Origin of the sequence: Aeromicrobium sp. UC242_57, from assembly GCF_044452305.1 — a bacterium.
Classification (GTDB): Bacteria; Actinomycetota; Actinomycetes; order Propionibacteriales; family Nocardioidaceae; genus Aeromicrobium.
Genome location: NZ_JBIOAM010000005.1, coordinates 910,194 through 935,112, shown reverse-complemented (window position 1 = coordinate 935,112; position 24,919 = coordinate 910,194). Strand labels below are relative to the sequence as shown.

Sequence of the window (24,919 nt, the reverse complement as noted above, 5' to 3'; positions counted from 1 at the left end):
CCGACCCGAGTCCGCGCCGGCGCGCTGATGGCAGCCCGCGCGACGACCTACGGGATGGTCGTCTACGACCACCACGACCTCGCCGCCGAACACGTCCACCGGACAGGCGTGCTGATCAAGGAAGGCCACGTCACGGCGCTGGAGGACCGATGGATCGGCCTCGAGCACGCCGGTGAGGCCTTCGCCGCACTCATGTCTGGCCGCAACCGCGGCAAGGTCGTCGTCGAGGTCACCCATCAGGAGCAGTCATGAACACCATCGTGATCACCGGAAGCACCAAGGGGCTCGGCTTCGCGCTGGCCCGCGGGTTCCGCGCCCAGGGGCATCACGTCGTGGTGACGGGACGCACCGACGCGGCGGTCAACGCCGCCGTCGCATCCCTCACCGAGACGCCGGGCGCAGGACGCGTCCTCGGCCGCGCCGTCGACGTCAGCGATCCCGACGCAACGACCGCGCTGTGGAGCTTCGCCGTCGCAGAGCTCGGCCGGGTCGACATCTGGATCAACAACGCGGGCGTCGCCCACACCACCAATCCCATCGTCGACACGACCCCGGACGCCGTGCGCGCCATGGTCACGACCAACATGCTGGGCACGATCTTCAGCACCCAGGCGGCCGTGCGCGGGATGACGGCACAGGGCGGCGGCAGCTGTTCAACGTGCTCGGTGGTGGCAGCGACGGCAAGACCCGCGCCAACATGGGCGTGTACGGCGCCACCAAGCGCGGTCTCGACATGTTCACGAGGGCCCTGGTCAAGGAGGTCGACGGCACCGGCGTGACGGTCGGCCAGGTCCGGCCCGGGATCCTGATCACGGAAGGCTGGTTGCGCGAGGCAGCTTGCCGATCCCGAGAGCGTGCAGAGCCAGCGCCGGATCCTGAACATCCTCACCGATCACGTCGATGACGTCGCCCCCGAGCTCGCCTCGCGGATGCTCGCCAGCACCAAGAACGGCGACGAGATCGCCTGGCTGACGAGCGGGCGTCTCGCCAAGCGGTTCATGACCCCGGGCTACGCCAAGAAGCACGACGTCCTGAGTCGCTACGGCCTCTGATCTCCACCCTGCGGGTCCACCGCGCATCCTCATCCGGTGCGCGGTGGATCGGCAACTCTTCCGGGAGAGGTGGCTCAACAACCTCAAACGGTCCCACGAGGTTGATAGACCACCGTGCCGAGACAAAGCAGTGCCCCGGCCCTCCGAAGAGGACCGGGGCACCGACTGTGTCAAGCGATCAGCAGTTCGCGTTGACCGCGTTCTGTGCGGCAACAGCCGTCGCCTTGGCCGACGCCAGCTTGCTCGTTGGCGGTGGCCGACTTGCTCTTGGCCGTGGCGAAGCTGCGACTTGGCCGTCTTCAGCTTGCTGCTGGCCGAGGACTTGGCCTTCTTGGCCTTGGTGTTGGCCTTCTTGGCCTTCGCCAGCGCCTTCTTCGCCTTGGCCTTGGCCGACTTGCTCTTGGCCTTCTTAGCAGCCTTGGACGCCTTCGTGTAGGCCTTGGACGCCTTGGTGGCAGCCTTGGACGCCTTCGTCGACGCCTTCGTGGCGGCGGTGACCTTGGTCGTAGCCGTCTTCACGGCAGCCGTCGCGGTGCTGGCAGCCTTGGTCGCATTGGTGACTGCAGCCGTTGCTGCAGCCAGCGCCGTCTGGGCGTCGATGCAGGGCTGTGTAGCCGCGACCGTGACGCTCGTGGCCGTCGACGTCGACGTCTTGTAGGCGGCCGGGTCGGTCGGAACGAACTCAGCGGTGTACGAGTAGGTACCGGCCGAGACGTCGGTCAGCTCTGCGGTGGCGCTGCCAGCAACGACAGGAGACGTGGCCACGACGGCCGCGCCCTTCTTGAACTGCACGGTGCCAACGGCGTCGACGTCGTCGATCGACGCGACCAGGTTGACCTGTGCGGCCACCGGTGAGGTAGCAGCAAGCGTCGTCACGGTCGGCCAGCCGGTCGTGACGCAGTCGACCGTGTTGTCGGTATCGCCTGACGTCATCACCAGCGTCGCGCCAGTGACCTTCACGTCGGAGGTCGCGACGTCGGAGACACCGGTACGTCCGGCGTACGCCAACGGCAGCACGAAGCTCTGGTTGCCCGGTGCAGCAGGATCGAAGGAGGTGACTCCCTTGGCCACGAGAGGCGTACCCGCGACCGTGACGTTGAAGTTGTCGACGATCTTGGAGACGGGGACGAATGCCGGCATGCCGGACTGGAAGCCCGTGATCGACTCGATCCGGGCGATCTTCGGGGACGTACGAGTCTTGATCACCGCGGGGTACGTGAACGAGAACGTGCCGAAGGTGCACTGCAGCGCCTGCTTGATCTGGCTGTCCCTGAGCCGCACCACACGTGAAGGCGACGGGAGCGGCGGAGCCGCCGGGAGGACCGTACGGAACGCGCAAGGTGCCGTTGATAGCAACGCTGGTCACGGTGGCCGCGGTGACGTCAGCCGTGCCGGTGCGGGTGCCGGTCAGGGCAGGCAGCGCGAGCGGGTCGCTGAGCGCCACACCAGCGCCGCTGGCTCGGGTCGTCGTGCCGCTCAGCACAACGGGCTCGCCGTTGACGGTGGCGTTGACCGTCAGGGTGATGGTCTCCATCTTGAAGGTCGGGAAAGTCGCACCGCTTGCACCGTTGTGCAGCACGCCCGACGAGCTGGCCGGAACTGACACCGCAGTCCCGTCAGCGGAGATCGTCAACGACTGGGTGTAGGCCGTTGCCATGGTGTTGCCACTGGACACCACCGTGCAGTCCTGGTTCACCGCCACGGACGCACTGGTTGTCGCCGCGTGGGCGGTTCCCATGAAGGCGGGCACGCTCAGCGCACTCGCAACGAGGGCGCCGGCTGTGACGCCAGCAATCTTTCCAAAACGCATGTTTCCTCCTCAGGGACCGCACTCCGAACGAGTGTGGCCTAGGTCTCACCGATGAGAATATACGATATCCGATTGTTTTAACACGGTTTTCTATAACGACTGTGTGAACTTTCGAGCCAGCACTCGCCGGGCCTGACGTGCCACCGCCTCGTCGAGCATCCGGCCACGGCTGTCGACTGCCACGCCGCTACCGGCTGCGGCCAAGGCGGCCAGCACCTCCTCGGCCTCCGCGATCGCTTCTGCGCTCGGGGTGAACACGTCGTTGACGACCGCCACCTGGGCCGGGTGGATGCAGGCTCGTCCGACGAATCCGAGCCGCGCCAGCGCTTCGGTCGACGCCCTCAGCGCGTCGAGGTCGCGGAAGTCGGTCGAGACCGGGGCGATCGGCGGGGCAATACCAGCCGCCGCGGAGGTCACCACGATCTGCGATCGCACCCACAGGAGCTCTCGCTCGTCCGGCCCGAGCGTGACACCCAGATCTGCCCGCAGATCCGCCTCGCCCACCTGGAGCCGGTGGACCCGGGGGGCTGCGGCGATCTCGGCCGCCCGCAGCACTGCTGCTCCACTCTCCAGCAGCGGGACGATGCGTGCCCGCGATCCGAGCCGTCGAGCACAGCCGCAGCCGCGGCGACGTCATCGGCCGACTCGGCCTTGGCCAGGACCACGCCGGTCAGCCCTGCTGCGCCGCAGATCGCGCGGATGTCGACCAGCCCCGCCGCGCCTGGATTGACCCGCACCCACACCCCGACGTCGGTGGCAGGCAGTCCGTCCAGCCAGCCACGACGATGTCACGGGCCAGGTCCTTGCGCTCGGGCAGGACAGCGTCCTCGAGATCGACGATCAGCTCGTCGGCGCCTCGGTCGATGGCGCTGCGGAGCTTGTCGGGCACGTCACCCGGGACGTACAGCGCCGAGCGCGCGAGCCGCATCGTGTCAGTCGTGTCAGAGACCGTCATCACGCCTCCGCCGGACCGAATGCGCCGGTTGCCTTGAGCTCGGCGATCTTGGCGTCGTCGAAACCGGCCACGTCGCGCAGCACCTCGTGGAAGTGCTCGTTGCGCTGCGGCGCTCGCACGTACTCCGGGGGCTGCGTCCCGACACGTACCGGCGAGGCCAGCTGGGTGACCGTGCCGTAGCGCGGGTGCTCCGTCTCGACGAGCAGCTGACGCGCGATCGTGTGCGGCTCTTCCAGTGCTGCCGCCACGTCGTTGATCGGCCCGCATGGCACCCCGGCGGGGTAGAGCTCGCCGAGCCACTCGTCGACCTTCCTGGTCCGGAAGATCTCCTCGAGATGACCGATCAGCTCGGCCTGGTGCTGCTGCCGCAGAGCGAACGTCTCGTACCGCGAGCCAACGCCGGCCCATTCCGGATGCCCGACCACGCCGGCCAGCCGCGTCCAGAACTTCTCCTTCGCGCAGCCGACGACGAACCAACCGTCCGCCGCCTCGAACGCCTGGAACGGAACCAGCGAAGGATGGGCAGAGTGGCTCGTGCGGGCCGGGGTGTAGTCGGCGTTGAGGTGCCACGTGGCGGGGTAGGTGAGCATCGACATCGCCGTGTCGTAGAGGCTGACGTCGCAGTCCATCCCGATTCCGTCGCGGCGCGCGGCGTGCAGGCCGGACAGCAAGGCCAGTGCTGCAACGTAGCCGCCGGAGAAGTCGACGAGCGACAGCCCCGACTTGGTCGGCGGCCCATCGGGCTCGCCGGTCAGGTCCATCCACCCGGCCAGACCCTGCAGGATGTAGTCGTACCCCGGTTCCTTCTGGCGCGGTCCGGTCATCCCGAAGCCGGTCAACGAGCAGCAGACGATCGCCGGATTGAGGTGCTTGAGCTGCTCGTACGTGATCCCGATCTTCTCCGGCACGTCGCCGCGCAGGTTCGAGTAGACGACGTCTGCGTTGCGCACGAGCTCCTCGAACACCTCTCGTCCGGCCGGGGTCGTGATGTCGAGCGAGAGGCTCTTCTTGTTCCGGTTGAAGGTCTCGAAGAACAGCGAGTCCTCGTCCTCGGCGTACGGCGGGACGTAGCGTCCGACGTCGCCGCCGACGCGCGGGTCCTCGATCTTGATGACCTCGGCGCCGAGGTCGGCAAGGTGCACGCTCCCGAACGGCCCTGCACCGTACTGCTCGAGCGAGATGATCCGGACGTCTTCCAAGGGCTTCACGGGGTGGCTCCTGACGAGCTGGTGTTGTGCATGGACAGAGGCTGTGGTGCTTGCTTCAGCAGCGCCTGCGCGACGGCCGCGGGCGCTGAGATCGGGGCGTCGTGCCCGGCGTCGATCACGACGGGCACGACACCGGCCGCCTCGACGCGTGCCCGGGTGGCACGGGAGGGGTAGCCGTGGGGCGTGCGAGCGCAGAACACGAAGGTCTCGCGCACCCCCGTCGGCACTGCCGGAACCGGATCGAGCGCCGGTCCGACCGGGCTCGGCGTCAGCCGGTCATTGAGCCAGGTGACGGTTGCTTCGTCGTACTCGCCGGACGCTGTGGTCGCTGGCTGCGACGGAACGCTCCCATCGCGAGGCGGGAGCACGTCGGTGGAGGGAAACAGGTCGATCGCGCGCTCTCCAGGCGCTGGCACCGCGGCATCGAGGTGCACCACGGAGGCGATCCTGGCGGGGATGCGGGCGGCCACCGCACTGGTGACCAGGCCCCCCTGGCTGTGCCCCACGAGGACGACCTCAGCCAGGTCCTCGAGCTCGATGAGACGCGTGACCTGGTCTACCCACACCTGCAGCCCGGTCACCTCGGAGAGCTGGCCGATGTGCTCACCCGCGCCGACCAGGCTGGGAGCGTGGACGTCGTGCCCCGCAGCGATCAGCAGCGGCCGGACGCGCGACCAGGCCCAGCCACCCCGGAAGGCGCCGTGCACGAGCACGAAGGTCGTCACGACAGGCTCGGATCCGGTTCGTCGAGGACGACCTCGAGGTACTCGCGTGGATAGGAGTCGTAGGGCTCGAGGTGCTGGTACATCGCCTCGGTGTGGGCGACATAGCCCTCGGCGCGGGTGCATTCCTCGTAGCTCTCGACCTTGTCGAAGAAGCGCAGGTGGGTGAAGTGCTGCGGATCCTCGATCCCGCGCACCAACCGGCGGCCACGAAACCCGGGATGGTCCCGGAAGAACCGTCCGAACTCCTCGTTGAGCGCGATGTATCCACGCGCGTGCTCTTCACCCGGTTTCGTCCGGGCCTGACTCACCACAATGATCATCGCAATCTCCTAGCATCATAGATCATATATGGATAGTCTCATCCAATGAGTAGCAGCAACCAGACAAAGACCATTCCTGAGTTCCTCGCCGATGCGCCCGACGTCGACAGCCACGACCTGTGGCAGCAGTTCTGGGACATCCTGAGCGAGGCAAAGGACAAGATCACGGCGGTCCTTCCCGTCGAGCCCCACGCGTCCAGCGCAGGTCTCGGTTCGTGGACCACCGACGACGGCGGCTACGAAGGGTCGCTCAACACCTACACAGGCGATCCGGACCAGGGCGCCGAATGGCTCGTCCACTCCTGGATCGGCAACCGCAGCGCCTCGATCCTCGACATGAACCTGCAGGTGTGGCTGGGTCCGCACATCGACGTGCCCCACCTCGTCATCGTGTTCGGCACGATCCCCAACATCTTCCACTTCAGCGACCTCGTGCCGCGCCGCGACCTGATGACCGACATCGAGCACCTCGACCGCTACTACGACTCGCAGAACGACTCGTGGCTCGCGCTGCGCGGCGACGACCGCTTCACCTGGTCGGTCAGCCACGGCACCTACATGCGCGCCTACCTGTCGCCGCTCGGCAACTCCTACGTGGCCGACCGCACCGACGACGTCGTGGAGACCCTCCGCGCCGCCGTGCACCAGCGGGTCGACACCTGGCTGCAGTGGGTCGCCGAGGCGCAGCCCGTCCCCGAGGCCGAGCGGGCCGCGCTGCGCAAGCGCGACCACGCCGTCCGCACCTACGGCTACACCCTCGACCCGATGAACGAGCTGTCCAAGCGATTCCTCGGTGCCGAGCGGGTCGACGAGCTCGTCGCCGTCCGGGCCGGTCTCGCCCAGATCGCCGAGATCGACGGAAACTCGCCGTGAAGGTCCTCGTGATCGGAGCCGGCTTCGTCGGATCGGCCGCTGCGACCCAGCTGGCCGCAGCTCGGCCACGAGGTCACGGTGACCGCGACCAGCGAGGAGAAGGTCGCGACGCTCAAGGAACGGTTCGGACGAGCCGTCGTCCTGCGCGGATCCGATGCCGACAGCGTCGCAGCCGCCGTGGCCGACAAGGATGCTGTGGTCATCACCGCAGGGCCTTCGGCCCAGGGATCCATGACGGCAGAGGGTCGTGCCAAGACGTATCACGACGTCCTGGTCAGGACAGCCGAGAACATCGTGGCGGCAGCCGGACCCGACAGCCGGCTGGTCTCGCTGTCGTCGCTCTCGGTCTACGGCAATGCTGCCAACCACCTGACCGAGATCGATGAGTCCTCGCCCGTCACCACATCGTCGGATCCCAGCCCGAGCAACTTCCTGGCCATGGAGCGCACCTACTCCCAGGCCGGCGACCAGGCCGCGATCCTGCGCTGCGGCGACATCTTCGGTCCTGGCGATCCCCCGGTCGCCGAGAAGGTCGCCATGGCACACAAGTATCTCGGCGGCTCGGTGCCGTTCTCGGGCGCAGCGCTGCTGTACCGGCTGCACGTCGACGACGCGGCAGCAGCCGTCGTGCACGCGGTCCAGGACGAGCTCGCCGGAGTGTTCAACCTGACGCATGCCGAAGTGCCGCCGACCAACGCTCGGCTCTTCGACACGCTCTCGGCCGAGCAGGGGCTCCCCCGCTCGACTACCGCGACGAGATCGCCTCACCTTCGTCACCGATCTCGGTGGAGAGACTGGCCGCGACGGGCTTCCAGGCCACGCAGTCGTTCGACCCCGCCCTGGCAGCACTGCGCTGACCGACACAGCTGACGCAACGCTGCTGACACGAAGAAGCCCTCCCCCGGCCTGGCGGCCGAGGGAGGGCTTCTTCGTTGGTAGGTCAGCCGGTGTCAGGCACCTGTCTGACGTCCGCGGCGCGGCAAGAACAGCAGGAGCGCTGCAGCCAGCAGAACGAAGGCGCTCGACCAGAGACCGATCATCATCAACGGTGCACCAGCACCCGTCTTGGGCAAGGTGTCAGCTGAGGTCGCATTGCTGTTGCTGTTGTCGTCGTCATCATCCGAGCCATCATTGTCATCACCGATGCCGACCGTCATGGTGCCGATCTTCCCGCCACCACTGCAGTCGGAGTAGATCTGCAAGCCCGCCATCTCACCGAAGTCGAACTTGAACGCGGTGATCTCCACCGACAGCGTCCTCGTCGGTCGTGATCGACGACTTCAGCGTCGGCACCGGGACCTTGGCCTTGGTCGCCACATTGACCGTCGACGTGCTCGAGAAGTTGACCTTCTTGCCGCCGATCAAGGCCGAAGCGTTGATCTTCATGGTGCCGTTCTCGATCGGCAGCGGAGCGAGGCCCGGGATGTCGGTGAAGGTCGCTCGCAGGTTTACCTTGCTGTCACCAGCCTTCGCCCGCGAACCCGACATCGTGACCTTGGGATCGTAGGTGAACGGACTTCCGAGCGTCTCCAGGGTGCACGTGAACTTCGCCGTCCCCTCCGCGGGGACACCCTCCTTCTCGCCGTCTTCCGGCTTCTGGGTCGGCGTCGGGGTGGGGGTCGGCGTCGGAGTCGGCGTGGGCGTCGGGAAGACGACGTCATCACCCTTCTCGCAGTTGATGTCGACGACGACTCCCGACGACGTGACCACGAAGTCAGCCTTGGTGATCTCGATCTCCGGATCAGCGGTGCTGCCGGCATAGTCGCCGCTCATCGGCATGACCGGGATGGGAGCGTTGCCGGCGGCGACCGCCGTTCCATTGCCAGTCGCGGCGACCGGCGCGTCACCGACCGTCAGAGTCAACGCGCCGGTGATGGTGCCATTCAGCGGCGCAGGCGACAGGCCCGGCATGTCAGACATCGCCAGGACGATCTTCTGGGTCGCACCAGAGCCCGTGAACGTGGGTGTCACCGTCGGCTCCCACGTGAACTGCTTGTTGAACGGCAGCGTGTTGCAGGTGAACTCGACCGTGAAAGGATCTGCGGCGGCAGCGGCAGGCGACGTGCTCAGGCCGGTCACCCCGACAGCCACCACGGCGGCCGAGACGGCACCGGCAGCGAGACGCTTGGTCATCAGGGTCCTCATGCCACACCGCCCTTGCTCCGCAGACCGATCCGCAGGCCCGCTCCGACGACCAGGAACAGTCCGGCACCCAGCAAGACCATCGGCAGCACGTCGCTCGCACCGGTCTTCGGCAGCTCGGTGCTGGCCGCAGGGGTCGCCGCGGGGGTGGTCGGTGCCGGCGTCTCGGGCGCCGCAGCGGCAGCGCCAAAGGTGACCGGGATGATCGACTGGTTGGCCGAGACCGTCGCAGCGTCAGCAGCACCCGGCAGCGGCGCAGCAGCGATGACGCACTTGATCTTGGTGCAGTCGTGAGCGCCGAACTTCTCCTTCACCACGATCGTGAAGGTGCCGATGGAGCCCTTGTCGTCGGCGTTGCGGAACGTCGCGCCACCCTGCAGGTTGCAGTCACCAGGGCCGGTGTAGCCCTCGATGCACTGGCCGGCCGCGATCTGCTTGAGGCCCGGCTTGAAGCCCGACCCGCTGAGAGTCACGGTCTGGCCGTCCTTCAGGGTCGTCGCACTGACCTCCAGGGACGGCGCCGCGAAGCTCGGTGATGCGCTGAAGATGGCGACGACGAACAGCGCGAGCGCTGCCGCCGATGCCTTGGCGAGTGCCGTGGTGGTTCTCATGATTTCTCCTTGGTCGAGCAAGCTGGCTCAGGGAATCTTCGGTGTCGGGATGTCGAATGGGTCGATGACGGTGGTGAGGCCTGCGGCGACGCCGGTCGTCCGGACGGCGGACCTGGTGATGGCGTTCTCGTCGGTGCCGAGGTAGGACCGCACGACCTCGGGGTGCTCGCGCACCTCGTCGGGGGTGCCTTCTGCGATGACTCGGCCCAGGTTCATGGCGATCATGCGATCGCACAGGTGCGACAGCAGGGGCAGGTCGTGCTCGATCACGACCATCGTGGTGCCGAGCCGCGGCGGATGCCGAGCAACAGCCACCCAGCGGCTCGCTCTCGCTCTGCGCGATGCCGGCCGAGGGCTCGTCGAGCAGCAGGACACGAGGCTCGAGGGCCAGGAGGCAGGCCAGCTCCACGACGCGCCGGGTACCGGTCGACAGCTCGGAGATGCTCATGCGGGCGAATGGCGTGAGCGCCATCCGCTCGAGCAGCTCGTCGGCCATCTCGGACTTGCGCCGCTCGGCGGCGCGTCCACCCAGCGATGCAGCCCAAAGGCCCGAGGGGGCCACCCGCTCCTGGGCCAGCATCAACGTCTCGTGCACCGTCAGGGTCGGGAAGAGCGCCGCGTCCTGGAAGGACCGCACGAGGCCGACCTTGGCCCGGTCTTCAGGCGAAGACTTGGTGACGTCGCGTCCGCCGTAGACGATCTGGCCCTGGTTGGGCGCGGTGAAGCCGGCGATGATCTCGAACAGCGTCGTCTTGCCGGCGCCGTTCGGACCGATGATGCCAACGATCTCGCCCTGCGCCGCGTCGAGAGTCACCTCGTCGACCGCGAGCACTCCGCCGAACCGGCGGGTGACCGCATTGACCGACAGCACCGGAGCATCGCTGATCTCCCCGTTCGGAAGGATCGCGGGTGCTGAGCCCCTCGAGCCGGAGCTCGCAGGCCAAAGGAGAGACCGCATCGCCCACGGCGCCCAGCCGGGCACGTTCCACGTCGATCCCGGCGCGTCGTGCGACACCGTCGGCCCACCAGTCGCGGACCTTGCAGATGATGCCGCCGAGCCCGTCCTTGAGCAGGACCACCACGAGAAGCCAGCCGATGGCCAGCGCTGCCTGTCCGGGCAGGTCGAGCGCCCACAGGCTCGGGATGCCGATGATGATCAGGGCACCCAGCACGGGTCCACCAGTCAGCGCGAGACCACCGACCACGGCGATCGCGACGACGTCGATGCTGGCGCCGGCCGGGAACGAGTTGACGGTCAGCTCGGTCTGGCTGTGTCCGATGACCGCGCCACCGAGACCAGCCACGGCGCCGGACAGCGCGAAGATCTGCAGCTTGCGCATGCGGCTGCGGACCGTGAAGGCGCGCGCCGCGTCCTCGTTGTCGCGGATGGCCTGCAGGGCTCGGCCGAAGCCGCTGTGCCGCAGGTTCGCCACGAACCACATCGCGAGGATCAGCATCAGCAGGGCGAACAGGTAGTAGTCGACCGCGAGCTCGAGGGCGTAGCCGAACCAGGTCGGCTTCTCCGGCTGCACGCCGAAGCCGAGGAAGCTGTCGAGCTTGAGCAGCCAGCCCGACGTGGCCAGCGCCAGCGCCAGGGTCGACACCGCGAGCGCGAGCCCCTGCAGACGCATCGCAGGAATGCCGACGAGTGCCGAACAGATGGCTGCGGCGAGGATTCCCGCGCCAACGCCCAGGACGAAGTTGCCGGTCGTGGAGACCGCGTGCACCGAGACGGCCGCACCGATACCGGCGTAGGCGAACTGGCCCAACGAGAGCTGCCCGGAGACACCCGTCAGCAGTCCGACGCTGAGTCCGACCAACGCGAATCCGATGACGTTGATCAACGCCGAGGCCGTGGAGTTGCTGATCGTGTAGGCCAGTCCCACCGAACCGGCCAGCAGGATGGCGCCCATGATGCGGGGGAACCAACGAACGGCCCACAGCTTCTGGTACTCCTGCGGCAACGGCACCATGACGATCCGCTGCCAGCCGACACGCTCGCGGGCCGCGCGGCCCAGAGCGGGCTGGGTCAGCAGCGCGATGACGATGATGACGCCCAGCGCGAGCGGCACCATGTTGCGGGTGTCGGGATTCGACAGCAAGAACTGCTCGAGGACGCCGACGCCGAGCGAGGCAATGACGGCGATCGGGATCGACGACATGCGGGCGATGACAGCTCCCGCCAGACCCTTGAGCAGGATGTCCGGTCCGAGGGTGTCGATCGACTGACCGGCTGTGGTCGGGGTGACCAGGATCGCCGAGAAGGCAGCGACACCGCCGGCGATCGCCCAGGCGAGGGTCGCCATGCGCTTGGCCGGGATGCCGTCGAGAAGAGCTGCGTCGTTGTCGTCGGCTGCGGCGCGGATCGCGATCCCGACGCGGTGCTGCCGCAAGAACCAGCCGAGGGCCAGCAGCAGCAATGGGCCGAGCGTGACCATCGCGACCTGCGGCGTCCCGACCTGAGTGGCCCCGATCGAGAACTCGGGCAGACCAGGCGGGCGCGGGAAGGTGAATCCGGTGACGCCGTCGGTGTTGATGATCAACGCGAAGATCAAGATGAACTCGGACAGTCCCAGCGTCGCGATCATGCCGATCATCGTGGGACGGCCAGCCAGGCGACGGACGACGATCCACTCGATCGCCGCTCCGAGACCCGCCGCGACACCCATGGCCAGGAGGAAGGCCCCCCAGTAGGGCATTCCCCAGTCGCCAGCCAGCAGGCCCAGCATCGAGGCGCCGAAGACGCCGATCGACCGTGGGCGAAGTTGACGAACCGGCTCGACCGGTAGACCAGCACCAGGCCGACCGCCAGCAGACCGTAGGTCAGGCCGGCAAACAGACCGATCGCGAGTCGGTCGACGCCGAAGTCGAATCCGCCCAGGTGATCCGGGCCTCGGCCACCGCAAGGGTGTTCAGCATCGTGTTCATACGCCCTCCGCCACGTGGCCACCCAGCATCAGGGTGCGGATCCGTTCGGGATCGGCGGACAGCACGGCTGCGGACTCCTCAGCGATGATCTCGCCTTTCTCCATGACGTAGGCGCGGTGCACCAGTGAGAGCGCGACGTTGACTGACTGCTCGACGACCAGCACCGATGTGCCGCGCTCGTTGAGGCGTCTGACCAGCTCGCACAGACCACCGACCACGACGGGGGCGAGTCCCAGCGAGAACTCGTCAATCACCAGAAGCTCTCGGGTCGTTGACGATCGCCTTGGCCAAGGCGAGCATCTGACGTTCTCCGCCGGACAGCGTCGATGCGGCTTGGTTCCGTCGAGCGTCGAGCCGCGGGAAGATGGCCAGAGCAGCTTCGACCGCCTCGTTGACCCACTTCTTGTCCTTGGCCGCGTACCCGTGCATCGTCAGGTTGTCGACGACGCTGAGCGATCCGAAGGCCGACTGGCCGATGACCTGGCTCAGGCCGGCCTCGACGCGCTTGCGAGGCGACCAGCTCGTGGCGTCGACGCCCCCGAGGTGGACCGACCCGGCGTCGGGCTTCAGAAGCCCGCCGATGACCCGCAGCGTCGTGCTCTTGCCGACCCCGTTCGGACCGAGGAGCGCCACCATCTCACCGCGCTCGACGGTCAGGCTCGCGCCGAACAGGACCTGGACGGGACCGTACGACGCGCTGATCTGATCGACGCGCAGGGCCGGAGCCTTGGCGTCACTCGGTGAACGCGACATCTTCACCCTTGTAGACGAAGCAGCGGCACTCGTCATCGAAGCTGATCGCCCGGGTAGGCGCCGGCTGCGGCACGGCCGCCGTTGCCCAGTGCGTTGCCGAAGCCGGCCGCGGTCTGGAAGTCGCCACCCACCTTGTCGACCGCTTCGCCCCAGGTCGTCGCGCTGAGGTCTCCGGATGCTTCGTCAGCACCCAGCTTCAGCAGACGGACGGCGTCGCAGTACGGGAAGGCGACGCGCGCAGACTCGCGGGTCTTGAACGAGATGTCGGCCTCGGAGTAGATCTCGAGGCACTCCTTCTCAGCATCTCCGGACGGGAAGGACATCTCTTTGTCCGGGACGTCCTGCGGCGGGTGGAAGCCGATACCGACCATGCCGTCCATCGTGTTGGAGGGCACTGTGTCGGGGTTGTTGACGAAGAACGACGGGTTGTCGAAGCTCGAGATGGCGTAGGTCGCGTTGAACTGCTTCGAGCCGGCGATCGTCGCGAAGATCGAGGCGAGTCGTGAGCCGCCGAGGAACATCACTCGGTCGACTCCGCCGCTGGCGAACGTCACGGCGGCCTGCTCCCGAACCCATGTAGATCGAGCCGATGTCGGTCGTGTCGACCCAGCCGACCTCGGCGGCGATGCCGAGCTTCTTGCTGCGGGACAGCGAGCTTCTCGATCGTGCGTCGGTTGACAGGCGTGTCAGCAGCCACGATGGCGGCCTCTTGCGACCCTCGAAGAAGCCTTGGGTCGACAGGGCGTCGATGTAGGACGCGGTGAAGCCGGTGTACTCGGGGAAGCTCGGGACCAGAGATAGGGAGCCAGCTCGTCGAACAGCTTCTGGTCGTTGGCGACCAAGGTCGCATCGAGCATCAGTGTCTTGCGCTGTGCATAACAAGGACGTGCATTCGACTGGAACTGTCCGGTCAGCACGACGGCGAAGGCCTTGTCGTCCTGGGTCACCTGGTTGCAGAGCTGCTCCTCGGCCGCCGGCGAGTCGGCCTGGGCGTCGTACCAGCGGAAGACGGCGTCGAGCTGCGTCCGCCCAGACCGCCGTTGGCATTGACCCAGTCCTCGAGCGCCTGGACCTGGGCCTTGGGGTCGCCGGTCGAGGCGGTGACCAGCTTGGTCTGCTTCTTGACCGCGTCGAGGTCGACTCCGACGAAAACGACCTTGACGCTCTCGTTGCTGGCCGAGGGGCTGGCGGACGGCGAGTCGGAACCGCCTGAGCCGGGCGCGATGGCGCCGCACCCCACCAGCGCGAGGGCGGCGGCGGCCGCGACTACTACCGAGCGCACCCCCAGTGCCCGGTCACGGGGCTGCGTCGAGCCGCCGTTTTCCTCAGCCATGGAACGCCCTCTCGTCAACATGGGACCTACTATATAGGATATCTAGTTTGCCGACGAGGCTCTCTGAGCAGAATGTTCCATCTCCGCACTCCGCGACGAACAGCGCTCGAGCCAGCGCTCGACCGCGTCGACGTCGACCACGGCGTCGGCCGTCGCACCGACACCGACCGGCGTGGGGAGGCCGGCGTCATCGGACTGCAGGGCCCACCACTTCTCCAGGACGTCGAGGTCGATGACCGCAGCACCGGCATCGCCATGCGCCGCCACGCCGGCGCCAGGCGCAGCGACCAAGGCGCTCACCCGGCTCGGCTTCGGAGCGAACACCCGACGGCGAACCGCGAAGACGATCAGCAGGAGCCCCAAGGCGTTGAGGCCGAACAGGCCCCACGGATACGTCTCCCACTCGACCGTGAACGCCCCGGACTCACCCGCGCCGAGCTGACCGGTGATCGTGTAGACGCCGAACGCGCCGGCGGACAGGCTGATCGGGATCTCGACGTTGAGGCTGTCGCCCGGCGCCAGCCGGCCGAAGCCGTCCGACGTGTAGATCGGATCAGCGTCATCGCCCTTGCCGACCGCGATGCTGAGACCGGGTGCGACCGCGTCGACCGTTCCGACGTTCTCCACTTGGAACCGCAGCACTCGCTCCGGCCCGCCGCCGAACAGGTCGGCCAGCCCGGTCGAGCCTGCCAGTCTCACCTTCGACACGGCGAGCGCGTCGGCGGGGAGCGCCCCGGCCTGGGGGCCGTCGACGCTCGTCACCGGCATGTCGACCGGTGCGGGGATGTCGAGAGGCAACGTAGCCGGGGCCGAGGCCACCGGCGTGGTCGTCGTGCCGCCGCCGTTGTTCTGGTTCTCGTTCTCCGTCTCGCCACCACCGCCACCACCACCGCCGCCGAGATCGACGTCGACCGTCGCCTCGAGCGAGGAGCCGGGACGTTGCTGCACGGCCACGACAGACGCCACCTCGGCGTCGTCCGGCACCGTGACCCGGGCCGTCAGGGCGCCGCCCGTTCCGGCTTCGACGCGCACCGAGGAGCCCACACGGTCACCGCTGTCGTCGACAGCCGTGACGCGGACCGGCCGCAGCGGGTCCCACTGCTCGCCGGTCAGGTTGAGGCGGGTCGAGGTGGAGGTCGAGAGGAGCTCGAGCGCCGGCTTGTCCAGCACGCTCAGCTGCTGGTCGAGCACGACGTCGTCGCCCCCGACCTGCGATGTCGCCCGGATCGAGCCAGCGCCCGTAGCCGCGTCAGCGGGCACCGTGAGCTTGGCCGTGCTGCTGCCGTCGGCGAGTGTCGTGACTGGTGTCGTCGGTCCACAGCCAGCTGCGGACGGTCCACAGAATCCCAGCTCCACCGGGGTCTCCGAGGCGAATCCCGAGAGGCTCAGCTGCACTTCGTCGCCAGGACGGGCCGCGTTGACGACCTTTGACCGACCACCCGCGTGACGGTCAGGTCGGTGGCCGCGACCGTCGCCAGGCTCGCCACCACCGAGGTGTCCTGAGGGGTCGTGGCCGGGTTGATCGTGGCATCACCGGTGGTCTGTCCGTTGCAGGCCAACCGCTGGGCGAGCCCCGGCAGGTCGAAGTACACAGCGCGAAGGATCAGTGCGGAAGCGCCGGCCACGGCAAGGGGGGAACGATCCTTCGGCGACCGTCTCGGGAATCGCTGTCGCGCCGACAGGAACGTCGAAGTCGACCACGATCGGGTCGAGCGCTGTGCGCTGCGCCTCGGGATCGATCACGTCGAAGAAGTACGTCGCGGTGCCGGATGTCTCGGTCAGCTGAGGCAGGAGCGACGGACCTTCGGCCATGCCGAGGCTGAACGTACGGACTCCTCCGACGACGGTGTCTCCTGCGGTGCCAAGACTCGGCTCGGGATCCGCGGCCCACGGCTCAAGCGCCGTGCTGATGTCGGTGATGCCGGTGACGTCGTCGACCTCGGTGCCGGGACCCGGCACGTAGCGCCAGCAACCGCCGGTGGGCACGACCGGTTCGGCTGGTGCAGCCGAGGCGCTCGCCACGAAGAAGCCGGGCATGGTAGAGCCCAGGACCACCAAAATGGCGAGAAACGACCTCATAGGTCTAGCTGGCATGACACACTCCAAAACGAGGGCGTGCAGGATCGCACCTCATATCCAAGGGGCGACGACAAGTCTACATGATATATTAATCACGTGTCGAGCCCTGTTTCCTCCGTTGTTCCAACGGTCCTCCGCGTCTTCGCAGAGCTCCTGTTGACGGCCGGAGCCTTGCTCGCTGCGCTCGCGTTCTACCTCCTCGTCTGGACCAACGTTCAGGCAGCCGCGGCCCAGGACGACCTGCTCCAGGAGTTCCGCTCACAGCAGCAGAAGAACCAACCCGCCGGCGATGTCCAGCGCGAGACCGGTGACGGTCTCAACGTGCTGCAGATCCCGCGCCTCGGTGACGACTGGAAATGGGTCGTCGTGGAGGGCGTCGACATCAAGACGCTCAACAAGGCACCTGGCCACTTCCCCGACACCGCGCTGCCCGGGCAAGTCGGCAACTATGCCGTCGCCGGGCACCGAGCAACCCACGGCGAGCCTTTCGCCAATCTCGACCGGCTGGTCGAGGGAGACAAGATCTACGTCGAGGCTCCGGACGGCTGGTTCACCTACCAGGTGACCTGGTCCCGCATCATCGCGCCGACCCACACCGAGATCCTGGCGCCCGTGGCCGGCAAGCCCGGAGAGAAGGCGAAGGCACGCACGATGACCCTGGTCACCTGCCACCCTCGATGGGGATCGAGCGAGCGGCTCGTCGTCGGCGCACAGCTCGTCGAAGAACGTTCCTTGGCTGCAGGCCCACCGGAAGAAGTGGCGGACTGACATGTACTCACTGATCTGGCGACTGCTGCCCGGACCCACCGCAGTCAAGGTAGGTGAGGCGATCCTTCTCGTGCTGCTGGTCCTGTGGCTCCTGATGGCCGTGATCTTCCCGGCCCTCGAGCCGCACCTGCCCATCGAAGAGGTCGTCGTCGGCTAACCCTCTCCCCGCTGACGAGGCACTTATCGCCCCTCGGCGAGGTAGTTGCTGCCCATGGACAGGGCGTCAACTACCTCCTCATGGGGCGATAAGTACCTCCTCAGCGGGGAGGGGGCGGGGTCAGTGCTCGCGGAGCAGCGTTCCGTAGCCCTGCGCTGGTCGTCGATGCCGTTCTCGCGCAGGGCCATCCACCACGTGGCGGCATTGATCGCGATGACCGGCTTGTCGAGCCAGCGCTCGGCCTCGTCGGCCAGCTCGGTCATGCACAGGTTCGTGCCGCACTGCACGATCGCGTCGACGTCGGAGTCGTTGATCTCGATCAGCGACTCGCGCAGGGTCTTCTCCGTCACCTGGGCGATCTCGACGGCACTGTTGACGGACAGACCCTTGATCTGACCGACCTCGAAGCCGAGCTCGGTGAAGAACTTGCGCACGTTCGTGTCGCCGATCGGCGTGTAGGGCGTGACGACAGCGATCTTCTTGGCGCCGAACAGATTGAGCGCACGCTCGCAGCCCTCGGCACCCGTCGCGACGCCCAGCCCGCCCGTGAGGTCCTGGATCTGCTGGACGAACTGGCGATTGCCCTCGACCCCGTCCCAGAACGTCTCGGCGCTCATGCCCATGACCATGTAGTCGGGCTGCATGGTCATCAGGCTCCGGACGCAGTCGTCCATGTTGGCCCGGATCTGCTCGAGCAGGTTCTCCATGCCCTCGTCGTCGGCGATCCGACCGTCCGGGATGTAGATCCGCCCGTAGTGCGACGTGACACCTGGAACGCGCATCGAGTCGAACTCGGGTTGCACGATCGTGTTGGTGCTCGGCGCGATGACGCCGAACTTGCGACGCCAGCCCAGACGATCCACGGTCACTTCAGCACCCCAGCCTCTTGGCCTGCCTTGGCCTTGGTCGGCAGGTACTCGCGCAACCACAACGCTCCCAGCAGGAAGCAGAACTGCACCACGGAATTGGTCAGCTGCTCGGCCCACTGCAGCTCGGCCGACTGGTCCGGCTGAGCGGCCAACGGCGGCAGGATGTTGGTGCCCAGGACGTACAGGACGAACAGTGCACCGACACCGGGCTTGCCCGCCTTGAAGGCGATGACCGCGGCGGTGATGCCCAGAGCAGATGCGCTCACTGCGGCGGCGATCAGGAGGGGCCAGTTCTCACCCATCCACAGGGCGCCGATCGCGGCTCCCACCGGGAAGGCGGCGAACGGCCAGCCCGGCAGCACGCTGCCTCGCTTGGCCGAGAGCAGAGCCCAGACCAGAGCACTGAACCCGAAGGCCAGGCACGGGAAGAGCATCCGTTCGAGGATCGGGTACTCCCAGCAACCGGTGGCGACCAACAGCTTCCAGGTCGCCTTGCCGAGGCCACCCAGCGCGACGACGATGGCGCCGATCAGCGCGACCGGGAAGACGCTGGGCACGCGCCGACCGACGGCCTGGGCCGTGATGATCAGGGCAGCGCTGGCCAGGACGACGGGGACGAAGTCCTCGATCGCCAGCGCTACGCCGTACTCCTCGCAGACGTTGATGCTGCTGGCGAGCAGAGGTGTGGTTGAGCCGTTCATCAGGCCTCCTGGGGTGCAAGATGTCGCGCTTGCGGAATCCAGCGCTCATGAAGCGGCCCATCGCCTTGGGCTTGGTCAGCCAGGCGACGCGCGAACCGTGCTTGTCGGCGTCGAGGACCTGCTCGACCAGCCACGGGGTGACCGTCTCGACCCGGTCGCCGAGGATGTTGAAGATCTTCTTGACCTTCTCGAACTCCTCGGGATGCCCCTCGTAGTCGCCCACCAGCAGATCGGTGGCCACGATGCCCGGCGACAGGAAGCCGACCTTGACCGTGCTGCCCTTGGCGTCGCGGATCAATGCCTCGGTGAGGTACTGCACGGCGCGCTTGGACGCACCGTACGTCGCCATGCCGGGCTGGTGCTCGCCCCGCGACCCGAAACCTTCCATGTTCCAGATCCAGCCGCCGCCGGACTGCGACGACATGCCGGCCTGCGCGATCGCCGAGCCGTTGAAGGCGCCGATCAGGTTGGTCTGCACGACCCCGTCGACGACTCGGCCGGCTGCTCCGCGAGGGGGCCCCGCGGCGCCGACACTCCGGCGTTGTTGATCCAGATGTCGACGCGGCCGAAGTGCGCGGCCGCCTGGTCCCACAGTGCCTGCACGGCGGCGCGGTCGGAGACGTCCGTGACGACCCCGAGCACCCGTCCGGGATCAGCCAGACCTTCTCGCAACGCCGAGACGCCGGTGTCGACCGAAGCCTGCGAACGACCGCAGACCGCGACCTGGTGACCGCGGGCCAGCAGCCACGTGACAGGCCCAGGCCGATACCGCGCGTACCGCCGGTGACGACGACGACTCGTCCGGTGGTCACCGAGGTTCCCACGTCAAGGAGCCGTGCACGAAGTGCGTCGTGGTCTCGCCGCTCACGGCTGCCAGACGATCGCCAGCTCGCGGGTGTCGGGATCGATCAGGAACTCACGTCCGCGGATCTTCTCGACACCCGTGTTGTCGGCGCCGACCAGGTGCTGCACCGTGAAGAGTGCCCGGCCGTACGACGTGGCGTTGCCGAAGACCTCGGGGCCTTCGTACATCGTGCGTGCGCCGTCGCGGTAGCGGTCGAACGTGTACTGGCGATCGAGGTGACCGCTCCACGTGACCGTGTGCCGAGCCGACCGCAGCGACGTCGGCTCGTGGTCGATGCGCACCTGCACGGTGCCCTCGGTCTGCTGGTCGGCATCGTTGACGAAGAGCGTGCCGGTCCAGGCGCCTGCCTGCTTGGTCGGCAGCACCTGGGGACGCGAGCCGCGCTCCTGCTCCAGCGCACGCCACTCGTCGACGAGCTTCTGGGTGGCCGGATTGGTCTCGCGGTCGGTGGTCCGCTTGTAGACGCCGTTGAAGACCGCGCACACCGTCCAGCCGTCGTGCAGGACAGACGAGTAGACCTGGGTCTCTCCGTCGGCGAGCACCTGGTTCCAGGTACGAAGGTCGGCCTGCCAGCCCGGCGAGTAGTAGTTGGCCTCGACGAACAAGCCATAGGGCTGGCCGGTGCCGTAGAAGTCGGGTCCGGTGTAGACCCGGTTCTCGTCGGAGTCGACGACGCCGAAGTCGAACTGCGCGCCGAGCTCGAAGCGGTTGCGCAGCGGTCCTGCTCCGGAGAAGCTTGGAGTCCATCCAGTAGCGAGCGCCCTCGGCGGTCACCTCACTGGCACGCGCGATCGACTCGAAGCCGACGTGATTGCCCTGGGCGTCGAACAGGCCCGGGATACCGTGCCACTCGCCCTCGATCTTCTTCTGCCACTCGCTGGTCTCGACGACGGCCTCGGTCGTGGTGGTCATGCGGACACCTCGTTGGTGACGGCTTGCTTGCGGATGCTCTCGGCGACGGGTTCGGTGATGAGTCGCGAGATCTGCGCCCACACCTTGTCGACGTCGGGGCTGAACAGCAACCGACGATTGCGGTCGTCACGGACCGCGAGATCGGTGTCGGCCACATCGGCGATCACCTCGGCCGGGACGTCGTTGTCGACCAACGAGAACCAGTGGTCGAGGAGTCTGCCGACCGGCCCGCCCAGGTGGCCGAAGGCCTCCTCGGAGGCACGGCTCGCCAGCATCCACGGCGACATGACGGACGTCTGGCGAGGCTCGAGGTTGGCCTTCGTGAGACCCTCCATCTCGCCGACCTGGGTGAACGTCTCGGTCAGCGGCGTGTGCGCCCAGTCGTTGTAGACCATGTGGGTCGCGTTGTCGACGCGCTGGATCAGGTCGAGGTGGAAGGCGTGGTAACCGCCGGCACCGACCGAGTCGAGCGTGAAGTGCGGCACCGGCGAGTCGGCGGGCATGAACGCGAACACCATGTGGCTGTCGAGGCCGATCTGCGGGACCACGATGCCGACGTAGACGGCCTTGGCCACCTTGTCGCCGGTGAAGATGCGCACCGAGCCGACCGGGTCGGGACCCATCGTCGAGCTGAGGGTCATCGCCGGACCACCGTCGGCGCCGGCCACCTCTTTGAGGCCGGCCCGGTCGATCAGTGTGTCGAGAGTTCCCAGGCAGAGATCGCGGGGCAGGCTCAGTACGTTTTCCTTCACGCTGGTGGTGGGTTCATCGGTCGCGGCGGCCGGCTTCGGAGCGGGATCGTCGTCGTGCAGCACCAGGCGGTGCTCCACGCGGGGCGGTGTCGTCTCGCCGCGGCCCTCGAGGATCTCGCGGCTGCGGACCTCCTTGAAGTTCCAGGCATTGGCCAGCTCGGGCACGGACTTGCGCGTCGGGGACGGGATGACCCGGGCCTCGACCCGGGCGCCGCCTTCGCCGACGATCGTGTTGCCTTCGACGCCCCAGCCCGCCTCGATGAGCCTTGGCGGCGGCGACGGTACTTGACCGCGTTCTGGTCGCTCTTGATGTGCAGCTCGGCCGAGAGGTCGAACGGCAGCAGCTCGGGCCGGACGTTGTCGACGATCGCTTGGTCTTCGTACAGGACCTTGAACACCCGGCGGCGGGCATCGCGGTCAGCCCACTTGCCCTTGAAGAACGAGCGCAGCGCGACGAACTTGACGAGTGTCCACTCGTCGTCGATGGGGATGTTGACGTCGAAGATCTTCATCGCACCCATGGGGGTGCCGACGTCGAGCAGGATCATGTTGGGCAGGTACCACGTCGTGGAGACCGGCACCGGCGGACGATCGGCCAGCGCCTGACGGTTGGGGTTGATCATGCCCCAGATGCCCTTGGAGCGCGGCGGGTTCAGCACGATCGAGATCTTGCAGTGCCAGTCGGACTCCTCCATCACGAACTCGGGCACCTCGGGCTTCTCCGGGTTGCCGAAGACGCCGCCGTGCACGAACGGCGTGTGGGCGACGTCGACGCCGTTCTCGAGGATGCGCTCGTAGTTGGAGTTCCACAGGAACGAGCCCGTGACGGCGCGGTAGGTCTCGGTGTCGTCGATCTCGGACCAGTCGGGGATCGGCGGGCGCTCGTCCTCGGGCAGGTCTCCCATGTAGACCCAGATGAACATGTACTTCTCTTGGGTCGGGTATGAGTCGATACGGGCCTTGCGCGGGATGGCCTTGTCGGGCTGCGCCGGGACCTTCTGCACAGCACCGTCGGGGCTGTACTCCCAGCCGTGGTACGGACAGACGATGCAGTCGTCCTTGATGGTTCCGCCCGACAGGGCAGCGCCGCGGTGCACGCAGAGGTCGGACATCGCGACGACGGAGTTGTCGCTGTTCTTGCGGTAGAGCACCAGCTGCTGGCCGAGGATCTTGACCTTCTTCGGCTTCCCGACCTCGAGGTCGGTGCTGAACTCGACGGCGTACCAGAAGTTCTTGAACATGGGTTCCTCCTAGCGTCGACGGATGTCGGCGATTTCGGGGCGGGATTGGTCGTGCCAGCGGTCGAGCTCGACCTTGGCCTCGGGATCGGCTCCGAGCCGTGCCGAGAAGAAAGTGGTCACCAGCTCGATCAGGACCGTGCGGAGGTGGTCCTGGTCGGCGGCGGGCGGGCTTTCGAGGAAGCCGCGGGCGGAGGTGGGATCTTCCGGTCCGGCAGGCAACATGTGGCCGGCGTCGGCGAGCAGCACCAGCCAGGCCTCGGTGGTCGCGGGCAGCGCCTCGCTCCACGTGCGTTCGATCGGGTCGTGCCCGGGGGCACCGGCCTCCTCGCCGTAGCGGATGGCGCTGGCGGCGACGACGCCGTCGGACGTGCCACCGATCAGCAGCACGGGTGCGTCGACCAGTGCAGGAAGCAGCGTCCCCGGCGCATGGCCGACTGCTGCGACGCCATCGTGTGCGCTCCGTAGGTCACGACCGCGCGCACCTGCGGGAACCACTCGGTGCGTGCCGACTGCAACGTCACGGTTCCACCGGCGGAGTGCCCGAAGAGTCCGATCTTGTCGAGATCGAGCAGACCGGCGAGCGGACCCTCCTCCTGCGCGAGCGCGACCGCGTCGAGCACCGCGCCGAGTGCGGCGGTCGTCGGCTTGGTGCCGTAGGTGTCAGGACCGACCGCCGTCAAGTCGACTCCCGGCGTCAGCCCGAACTGACCGGGGAAGAGCTCGGCGACCCAGTCAAAAGTCACCACGACCATGCCGGCGCGCGCCAGAGCGACGGCAAGGTCGAGGTAACCGAACGACGCGACGTTGATGCCTGGCACCACGATCACGACGGGATAAGGGGCGCCGGTGGAATCGGCGGCCAGTGCGCCACTCATCCGCTCGACGTCATTGCGCGCCTCCAGCGCCGGGTACCGCATCGTGACGTGCGCAGTGTCGTACGGCGCCTCGGTGCCGGGCACCCGGACTGCCGTCCGGTGTGCCCGCACCCATGTCGTCGACCCGGTGGTGTTCACAGTTCTCGTCCTCAGCGCAGGTGGGCGCGGGGCAGAACCCGGTCGCCGCCCCAGAGAGCACGGATCAGCTGCCGGGTCTTCTCGGGACCGAAGAAGCGATCGCCCATCTCGTTGGCGGGATCGCGCTCAGCGATGTTGCGACGAGTCAGCTCGTCCTGGGCAGCCAGCTCGGCCTGCTCCTCGACCGGGACCCGCTCGGCGGCGTCGACCCAGCCCAACCAGCGGTCGAGCTGACGCTCGGCCAGATCGGTCACGAGGTCGGTGGTGCGCTGGTCACCCGGTGCCATGAAGCAGAACGCGGTGGGCGACAGGCTGGCCCGCACGAAGGCGCTGCGGCTGACGAACGGCTCGATGAAGTCGTTCTCGGCCTGGATCTTCTCCCACTCGTCGTTCAACGGCTCGTAGTAGCGGTCGAAGGAGTCGGTGTCTGTCATCAGGTTGCTGCGCGGCACCGAGTCGAGGAACAGCCAGCCCTGCGGGAAGGCGCCGAGCGCCATGCCGAAGTGCGGGACCCGGATGTGCGGCCCGAGCCAGATCGTGAGATGCACGTTGACGAACCCCATCTCGGCGCTCTCCATGTGCGAGTGGATCATCCAGTCGATCTCGGATCCGGCGTAGGCGCGCACGCTGCCGGACGGTCCGTTCTCGGAGGAGAAGCTCTCCAGCGAGTCGGTCGAAGGATCACGCACCAGGTCGAACCGGTCGGCCACCTTGGCGGCCATGCGGTCGATCAGCGCCTTCCAATCAGCGAACAGCGAGGTGACGTCCGTGGGACCCGCCTCGTCGAAGTACTCCTGAACCGACTTGAGGTTCTGACTCATGCCCTATCCCTCCACTTTCCGCACACGTTTC

The 24,919-nt window shown here is 67.4% G+C and carries 36 protein-coding genes and 1 pseudogene; 8 read left to right on the top strand and 29 right to left on the bottom strand.

The features are described 5' to 3' along the window. Window positions 1-27 precede the first annotated feature (27 nt). Genes ACHMWU_RS27410 through ACHMWU_RS27400 form a run of 3 tightly spaced genes read left to right on the top strand, consistent with a single transcriptional unit; the run spans window position 28 to window position 904 of the window. On the top strand, window positions 28-252 hold the full coding sequence (locus ACHMWU_RS27410; protein ID WP_396048669.1) for a zinc-binding dehydrogenase: 225 nt from the start codon (window positions 28-30) through the stop codon (window positions 250-252). After that, a complete protein-coding gene (locus ACHMWU_RS27405) occupies window positions 249-779 on the top strand; it encodes an SDR family NAD(P)-dependent oxidoreductase (RefSeq protein ID WP_396048668.1) in 531 nt (176 codons plus the stop codon). Before ACHMWU_RS27410 ends, ACHMWU_RS27405 begins: the two co-directional genes overlap by 4 nt. After that, window positions 698-904, top strand: coding sequence for an SDR family NAD(P)-dependent oxidoreductase (locus ACHMWU_RS27400; protein ID WP_396048667.1), 207 nt, complete (start codon window positions 698-700; stop codon window positions 902-904). The genes ACHMWU_RS27405 and ACHMWU_RS27400 overlap by 82 nt, the downstream gene beginning before the upstream one ends. On the opposite strand, the gene ACHMWU_RS27395 is transcribed toward ACHMWU_RS27400, so the two are convergent. Next, a complete protein-coding gene (locus ACHMWU_RS27395) occupies window positions 810-2,336 on the bottom strand; it encodes an Ig-like domain-containing protein (RefSeq protein ID WP_396048666.1) in 1,527 nt (508 codons plus the stop codon). The two genes, ACHMWU_RS27400 and ACHMWU_RS27395, sit on opposite strands and share 95 nt — an antisense overlap. Before the next feature lie 2 nt (window positions 2,337-2,338). Between ACHMWU_RS27395 and ACHMWU_RS27390 the strand changes: the two genes are divergently transcribed. Continuing rightward, a complete protein-coding gene (locus ACHMWU_RS27390; RefSeq protein WP_396048665.1) occupies window positions 2,339-2,698 on the top strand; it encodes a hypothetical protein in 360 nt (119 codons plus the stop codon). 254 nt (window positions 2,699-2,952) lie between these two features. On the opposite strand, the gene ACHMWU_RS27385 is transcribed toward ACHMWU_RS27390, so the two are convergent. From ACHMWU_RS27385 to ACHMWU_RS27365, 5 genes are all read right to left on the bottom strand, one after another. Then, window positions 2,953-3,417, bottom strand: coding sequence for an aldolase/citrate lyase family protein (locus ACHMWU_RS27385; RefSeq protein WP_396048664.1), 465 nt, complete (start codon window positions 3,415-3,417; stop codon window positions 2,953-2,955). A 115-nt stretch (window positions 3,418-3,532) separates the two neighbouring features. Further along, on the bottom strand, window positions 3,533-3,817 hold the full coding sequence (locus tag ACHMWU_RS27380; protein WP_396048663.1) for an aldolase/citrate lyase family protein: 285 nt from the start codon (window positions 3,815-3,817) through the stop codon (window positions 3,533-3,535). Beyond that, complete coding sequence (locus ACHMWU_RS27375) at window positions 3,817-5,025, bottom strand: CaiB/BaiF CoA transferase family protein (protein ID WP_396048662.1); 1,209 nt, start codon at window positions 5,023-5,025, stop codon at window positions 3,817-3,819. Before ACHMWU_RS27375 ends, ACHMWU_RS27380 begins: the two co-directional genes overlap by 1 nt. Continuing rightward, the gene (locus tag ACHMWU_RS27370) at window positions 5,022-5,750 is read right to left on the bottom strand and encodes an alpha/beta fold hydrolase (RefSeq protein WP_396048661.1); all 729 of its coding nucleotides are present in this window, start codon (window positions 5,748-5,750) and stop codon (window positions 5,022-5,024) included. Before ACHMWU_RS27370 ends, ACHMWU_RS27375 begins: the two co-directional genes overlap by 4 nt. After that, entirely contained in the window at window positions 5,747-6,058 is a 312-nt protein-coding gene (locus ACHMWU_RS27365; protein WP_396048660.1) for an antibiotic biosynthesis monooxygenase family protein, read from the bottom strand. The genes ACHMWU_RS27370 and ACHMWU_RS27365 overlap by 4 nt, the downstream gene beginning before the upstream one ends. Before the next feature lie 57 nt (window positions 6,059-6,115). Here ACHMWU_RS27365 and ACHMWU_RS27360 point away from each other — a divergent pair, with 57 nt between their 5' ends. Together ACHMWU_RS27360 and ACHMWU_RS27355 are read left to right on the top strand one after the other, a co-directional pair. Then, on the top strand, window positions 6,116-6,943 hold the full coding sequence (locus tag ACHMWU_RS27360; RefSeq protein ID WP_396048659.1) for a hypothetical protein: 828 nt from the start codon (window positions 6,116-6,118) through the stop codon (window positions 6,941-6,943). A gap of 39 nt (window positions 6,944-6,982) precedes the next feature. Then, complete coding sequence (locus ACHMWU_RS27355; RefSeq protein WP_396049251.1) at window positions 6,983-7,813, top strand: NAD-dependent epimerase/dehydratase family protein; 831 nt, start codon at window positions 6,983-6,985, stop codon at window positions 7,811-7,813. Window positions 7,814-7,893: 80 nt separating this feature from the next. Here ACHMWU_RS27355 and ACHMWU_RS27350 read toward each other — a convergent pair whose 3' ends face one another. From ACHMWU_RS27350 to ACHMWU_RS27290, 13 genes and pseudogenes are all read right to left on the bottom strand, one after another. Beyond that, window positions 7,894-8,190, bottom strand: a complete 297-nt coding sequence (locus ACHMWU_RS27350) for a hypothetical protein (RefSeq protein WP_396048658.1) — start codon at window positions 8,188-8,190, stop codon at window positions 7,894-7,896. Then, window positions 8,156-9,076: a hypothetical protein gene (locus ACHMWU_RS27345; RefSeq protein WP_396048657.1), complete on the bottom strand. Its 921-nt coding sequence runs from the start codon at window positions 9,074-9,076 to the stop codon at window positions 8,156-8,158. Before ACHMWU_RS27345 ends, ACHMWU_RS27350 begins: the two co-directional genes overlap by 35 nt. Window positions 9,077-9,084: 8 nt before the next feature. Beyond that, complete coding sequence (locus ACHMWU_RS27340) at window positions 9,085-9,696, bottom strand: neocarzinostatin apoprotein domain-containing protein (protein ID WP_396048656.1); 612 nt, start codon at window positions 9,694-9,696, stop codon at window positions 9,085-9,087. A gap of 27 nt (window positions 9,697-9,723) precedes the next feature. Beyond that, the gene (locus tag ACHMWU_RS27335; protein ID WP_396048655.1) at window positions 9,724-10,011 is read right to left on the bottom strand and encodes a hypothetical protein; all 288 of its coding nucleotides are present in this window, start codon (window positions 10,009-10,011) and stop codon (window positions 9,724-9,726) included. A gap of 94 nt (window positions 10,012-10,105) precedes the next feature. After that, window positions 10,106-10,471, bottom strand: a pseudogene (locus ACHMWU_RS27330) (ATP-binding cassette domain-containing protein); the annotation flags it as partial. Continuing rightward, on the bottom strand, window positions 10,356-12,602 hold the full coding sequence (locus ACHMWU_RS27325) for an ABC transporter permease (RefSeq protein WP_396048654.1): 2,247 nt from the start codon (window positions 12,600-12,602) through the stop codon (window positions 10,356-10,358). The gene ACHMWU_RS27325 and the pseudogene ACHMWU_RS27330, both read right to left, overlap by 116 nt. An 18-nt stretch (window positions 12,603-12,620) precedes the next feature. Continuing rightward, on the bottom strand, window positions 12,621-12,878 hold the full coding sequence (locus ACHMWU_RS27320) for a hypothetical protein (RefSeq protein WP_396048653.1): 258 nt from the start codon (window positions 12,876-12,878) through the stop codon (window positions 12,621-12,623). After that, window positions 12,871-13,377: an ABC transporter ATP-binding protein gene (locus tag ACHMWU_RS27315; RefSeq protein ID WP_396048652.1), complete on the bottom strand. Its 507-nt coding sequence runs from the start codon at window positions 13,375-13,377 to the stop codon at window positions 12,871-12,873. The genes ACHMWU_RS27320 and ACHMWU_RS27315 overlap by 8 nt, the downstream gene beginning before the upstream one ends. Before the next feature lie 32 nt (window positions 13,378-13,409). After that, the gene (locus tag ACHMWU_RS27310; protein WP_396048651.1) at window positions 13,410-13,931 is read right to left on the bottom strand and encodes a hypothetical protein; all 522 of its coding nucleotides are present in this window, start codon (window positions 13,929-13,931) and stop codon (window positions 13,410-13,412) included. Window positions 13,932-14,063: 132 nt separating this feature from the next. Next, a complete protein-coding gene (locus ACHMWU_RS27305) occupies window positions 14,064-14,324 on the bottom strand; it encodes a hypothetical protein (protein WP_396048650.1) in 261 nt (86 codons plus the stop codon). Then, the gene (locus tag ACHMWU_RS27300) at window positions 14,321-14,710 is read right to left on the bottom strand and encodes a hypothetical protein (RefSeq protein ID WP_396048649.1); all 390 of its coding nucleotides are present in this window, start codon (window positions 14,708-14,710) and stop codon (window positions 14,321-14,323) included. Before ACHMWU_RS27300 ends, ACHMWU_RS27305 begins: the two co-directional genes overlap by 4 nt. Window positions 14,711-14,752: 42 nt before the next feature. Next, the gene (locus ACHMWU_RS27295; protein WP_396048648.1) at window positions 14,753-16,066 is read right to left on the bottom strand and encodes a hypothetical protein; all 1,314 of its coding nucleotides are present in this window, start codon (window positions 16,064-16,066) and stop codon (window positions 14,753-14,755) included. Between the two features lie 174 nt (window positions 16,067-16,240). Next, window positions 16,241-16,747 (bottom strand): hypothetical protein, encoded by a 507-nt coding sequence (locus ACHMWU_RS27290; protein WP_396048647.1) that lies wholly within the window; start codon window positions 16,745-16,747, stop codon window positions 16,241-16,243. Between the two features lie 138 nt (window positions 16,748-16,885). On the opposite strand from ACHMWU_RS27290, the gene ACHMWU_RS27285 reads away from it, so the two are divergent. Continuing rightward, entirely contained in the window at window positions 16,886-17,557 is a 672-nt protein-coding gene (locus ACHMWU_RS27285) for a class E sortase (RefSeq protein WP_396048646.1), read from the top strand. 1 nt (window position 17,558) lies between these two features. Next, window positions 17,559-17,714: a hypothetical protein gene (locus ACHMWU_RS27280; protein WP_396048645.1), complete on the top strand. Its 156-nt coding sequence runs from the start codon at window positions 17,559-17,561 to the stop codon at window positions 17,712-17,714. Between the two features lie 23 nt (window positions 17,715-17,737). On the opposite strand, the gene ACHMWU_RS27275 is transcribed toward ACHMWU_RS27280, so the two are convergent. The 10 genes from ACHMWU_RS27275 to ACHMWU_RS27230 all read right to left on the bottom strand — a co-directional run bounded on the left by ACHMWU_RS27275 (window position 17,738) and on the right by ACHMWU_RS27230 (window position 24,888). After that, window positions 17,738-18,577, bottom strand: coding sequence for a hypothetical protein (locus ACHMWU_RS27275; RefSeq protein WP_396048644.1), 840 nt, complete (start codon window positions 18,575-18,577; stop codon window positions 17,738-17,740). A gap of 2 nt (window positions 18,578-18,579) precedes the next feature. Beyond that, window positions 18,580-18,885: a hypothetical protein gene (locus ACHMWU_RS27270; RefSeq protein WP_396048642.1), complete on the bottom strand. Its 306-nt coding sequence runs from the start codon at window positions 18,883-18,885 to the stop codon at window positions 18,580-18,582. Continuing rightward, window positions 18,878-19,762 (bottom strand): SDR family NAD(P)-dependent oxidoreductase, encoded by an 885-nt coding sequence (locus ACHMWU_RS27265; RefSeq protein ID WP_396048640.1) that lies wholly within the window; start codon window positions 19,760-19,762, stop codon window positions 18,878-18,880. The genes ACHMWU_RS27270 and ACHMWU_RS27265 overlap by 8 nt, the downstream gene beginning before the upstream one ends. Further along, entirely contained in the window at window positions 19,747-20,025 is a 279-nt protein-coding gene (locus ACHMWU_RS27260; RefSeq protein ID WP_396049250.1) for an SDR family NAD(P)-dependent oxidoreductase, read from the bottom strand. The genes ACHMWU_RS27265 and ACHMWU_RS27260 overlap by 16 nt, the downstream gene beginning before the upstream one ends. A 123-nt stretch (window positions 20,026-20,148) precedes the next feature. Further along, window positions 20,149-20,754 carry a hypothetical protein gene (locus ACHMWU_RS27255; protein WP_396048639.1) on the bottom strand — a complete coding sequence of 202 codons (606 nt, stop codon included), beginning with the start codon at window positions 20,752-20,754 and terminating at the stop codon, window positions 20,149-20,151. 303 nt (window positions 20,755-21,057) lie between these two features. After that, on the bottom strand, window positions 21,058-21,813 hold the full coding sequence (locus ACHMWU_RS27250; RefSeq protein ID WP_396048638.1) for a hypothetical protein: 756 nt from the start codon (window positions 21,811-21,813) through the stop codon (window positions 21,058-21,060). Beyond that, window positions 21,810-23,054 carry a Rieske 2Fe-2S domain-containing protein gene (locus ACHMWU_RS27245; RefSeq protein WP_396048637.1) on the bottom strand — a complete coding sequence of 415 codons (1,245 nt, stop codon included), beginning with the start codon at window positions 23,052-23,054 and terminating at the stop codon, window positions 21,810-21,812. Before ACHMWU_RS27245 ends, ACHMWU_RS27250 begins: the two co-directional genes overlap by 4 nt. Window positions 23,055-23,063: 9 nt before the next feature. After that, window positions 23,064-23,441, bottom strand: a complete 378-nt coding sequence (locus ACHMWU_RS27240; RefSeq protein WP_396048636.1) for a hypothetical protein — start codon at window positions 23,439-23,441, stop codon at window positions 23,064-23,066. Next, window positions 23,432-24,067: a hypothetical protein gene (locus ACHMWU_RS27235; RefSeq protein WP_396048635.1), complete on the bottom strand. Its 636-nt coding sequence runs from the start codon at window positions 24,065-24,067 to the stop codon at window positions 23,432-23,434. The genes ACHMWU_RS27240 and ACHMWU_RS27235 overlap by 10 nt, the downstream gene beginning before the upstream one ends. An 11-nt stretch (window positions 24,068-24,078) precedes the next feature. Further along, entirely contained in the window at window positions 24,079-24,888 is an 810-nt protein-coding gene (locus ACHMWU_RS27230; RefSeq protein ID WP_396048634.1) for a hypothetical protein, read from the bottom strand. Window positions 24,889-24,919 lie beyond the last annotated feature (31 nt).

Coding starts and splice junctions, on each gene's coding strand:
- ACHMWU_RS27410 (WP_396048669.1), top strand. CDS start 28: ATGGCAGCCCGCGCGACGACCTACGGGATGGTCGTCTACGACCACCAC.
- ACHMWU_RS27405 (WP_396048668.1), top strand. CDS start 249: ATGAACACCATCGTGATCACCGGAAGCACCAAGGGGCTCGGCTTCGCG.
- ACHMWU_RS27400 (WP_396048667.1), top strand. CDS start 698: ATGGGCGTGTACGGCGCCACCAAGCGCGGTCTCGACATGTTCACGAGG.
- ACHMWU_RS27380 (WP_396048663.1), bottom strand. CDS start 3,817: ATGACGGTCTCTGACACGACTGACACGATGCGGCTCGCGCGCTCGGCG.
- ACHMWU_RS27360 (WP_396048659.1), top strand. CDS start 6,116: ATGAGTAGCAGCAACCAGACAAAGACCATTCCTGAGTTCCTCGCCGAT.
- ACHMWU_RS27345 (WP_396048657.1), bottom strand. CDS start 9,076: ATGACCAAGCGTCTCGCTGCCGGTGCCGTCTCGGCCGCCGTGGTGGCT.
- ACHMWU_RS27340 (WP_396048656.1), bottom strand. CDS start 9,696: ATGAGAACCACCACGGCACTCGCCAAGGCATCGGCGGCAGCGCTCGCG.
- ACHMWU_RS27315 (WP_396048652.1), bottom strand. CDS start 13,377: ATGTCGCGTTCACCGAGTGACGCCAAGGCTCCGGCCCTGCGCGTCGAT.
- ACHMWU_RS27300 (WP_396048649.1), bottom strand. CDS start 14,710: ATGGCTGAGGAAAACGGCGGCTCGACGCAGCCCCGTGACCGGGCACTG.
- ACHMWU_RS27290 (WP_396048647.1), bottom strand. CDS start 16,747: ATGCCCGGCTTCTTCGTGGCGAGCGCCTCGGCTGCACCAGCCGAACCG.
- ACHMWU_RS27280 (WP_396048645.1), top strand. CDS start 17,559: ATGTACTCACTGATCTGGCGACTGCTGCCCGGACCCACCGCAGTCAAG.
- ACHMWU_RS27270 (WP_396048642.1), bottom strand. CDS start 18,885: ATGGGTGAGAACTGGCCCCTCCTGATCGCCGCCGCAGTGAGCGCATCT.
- ACHMWU_RS27245 (WP_396048637.1), bottom strand. CDS start 23,054: ATGTTCAAGAACTTCTGGTACGCCGTCGAGTTCAGCACCGACCTCGAG.
- ACHMWU_RS27230 (WP_396048634.1), bottom strand. CDS start 24,888: ATGAGTCAGAACCTCAAGTCGGTTCAGGAGTACTTCGACGAGGCGGGT.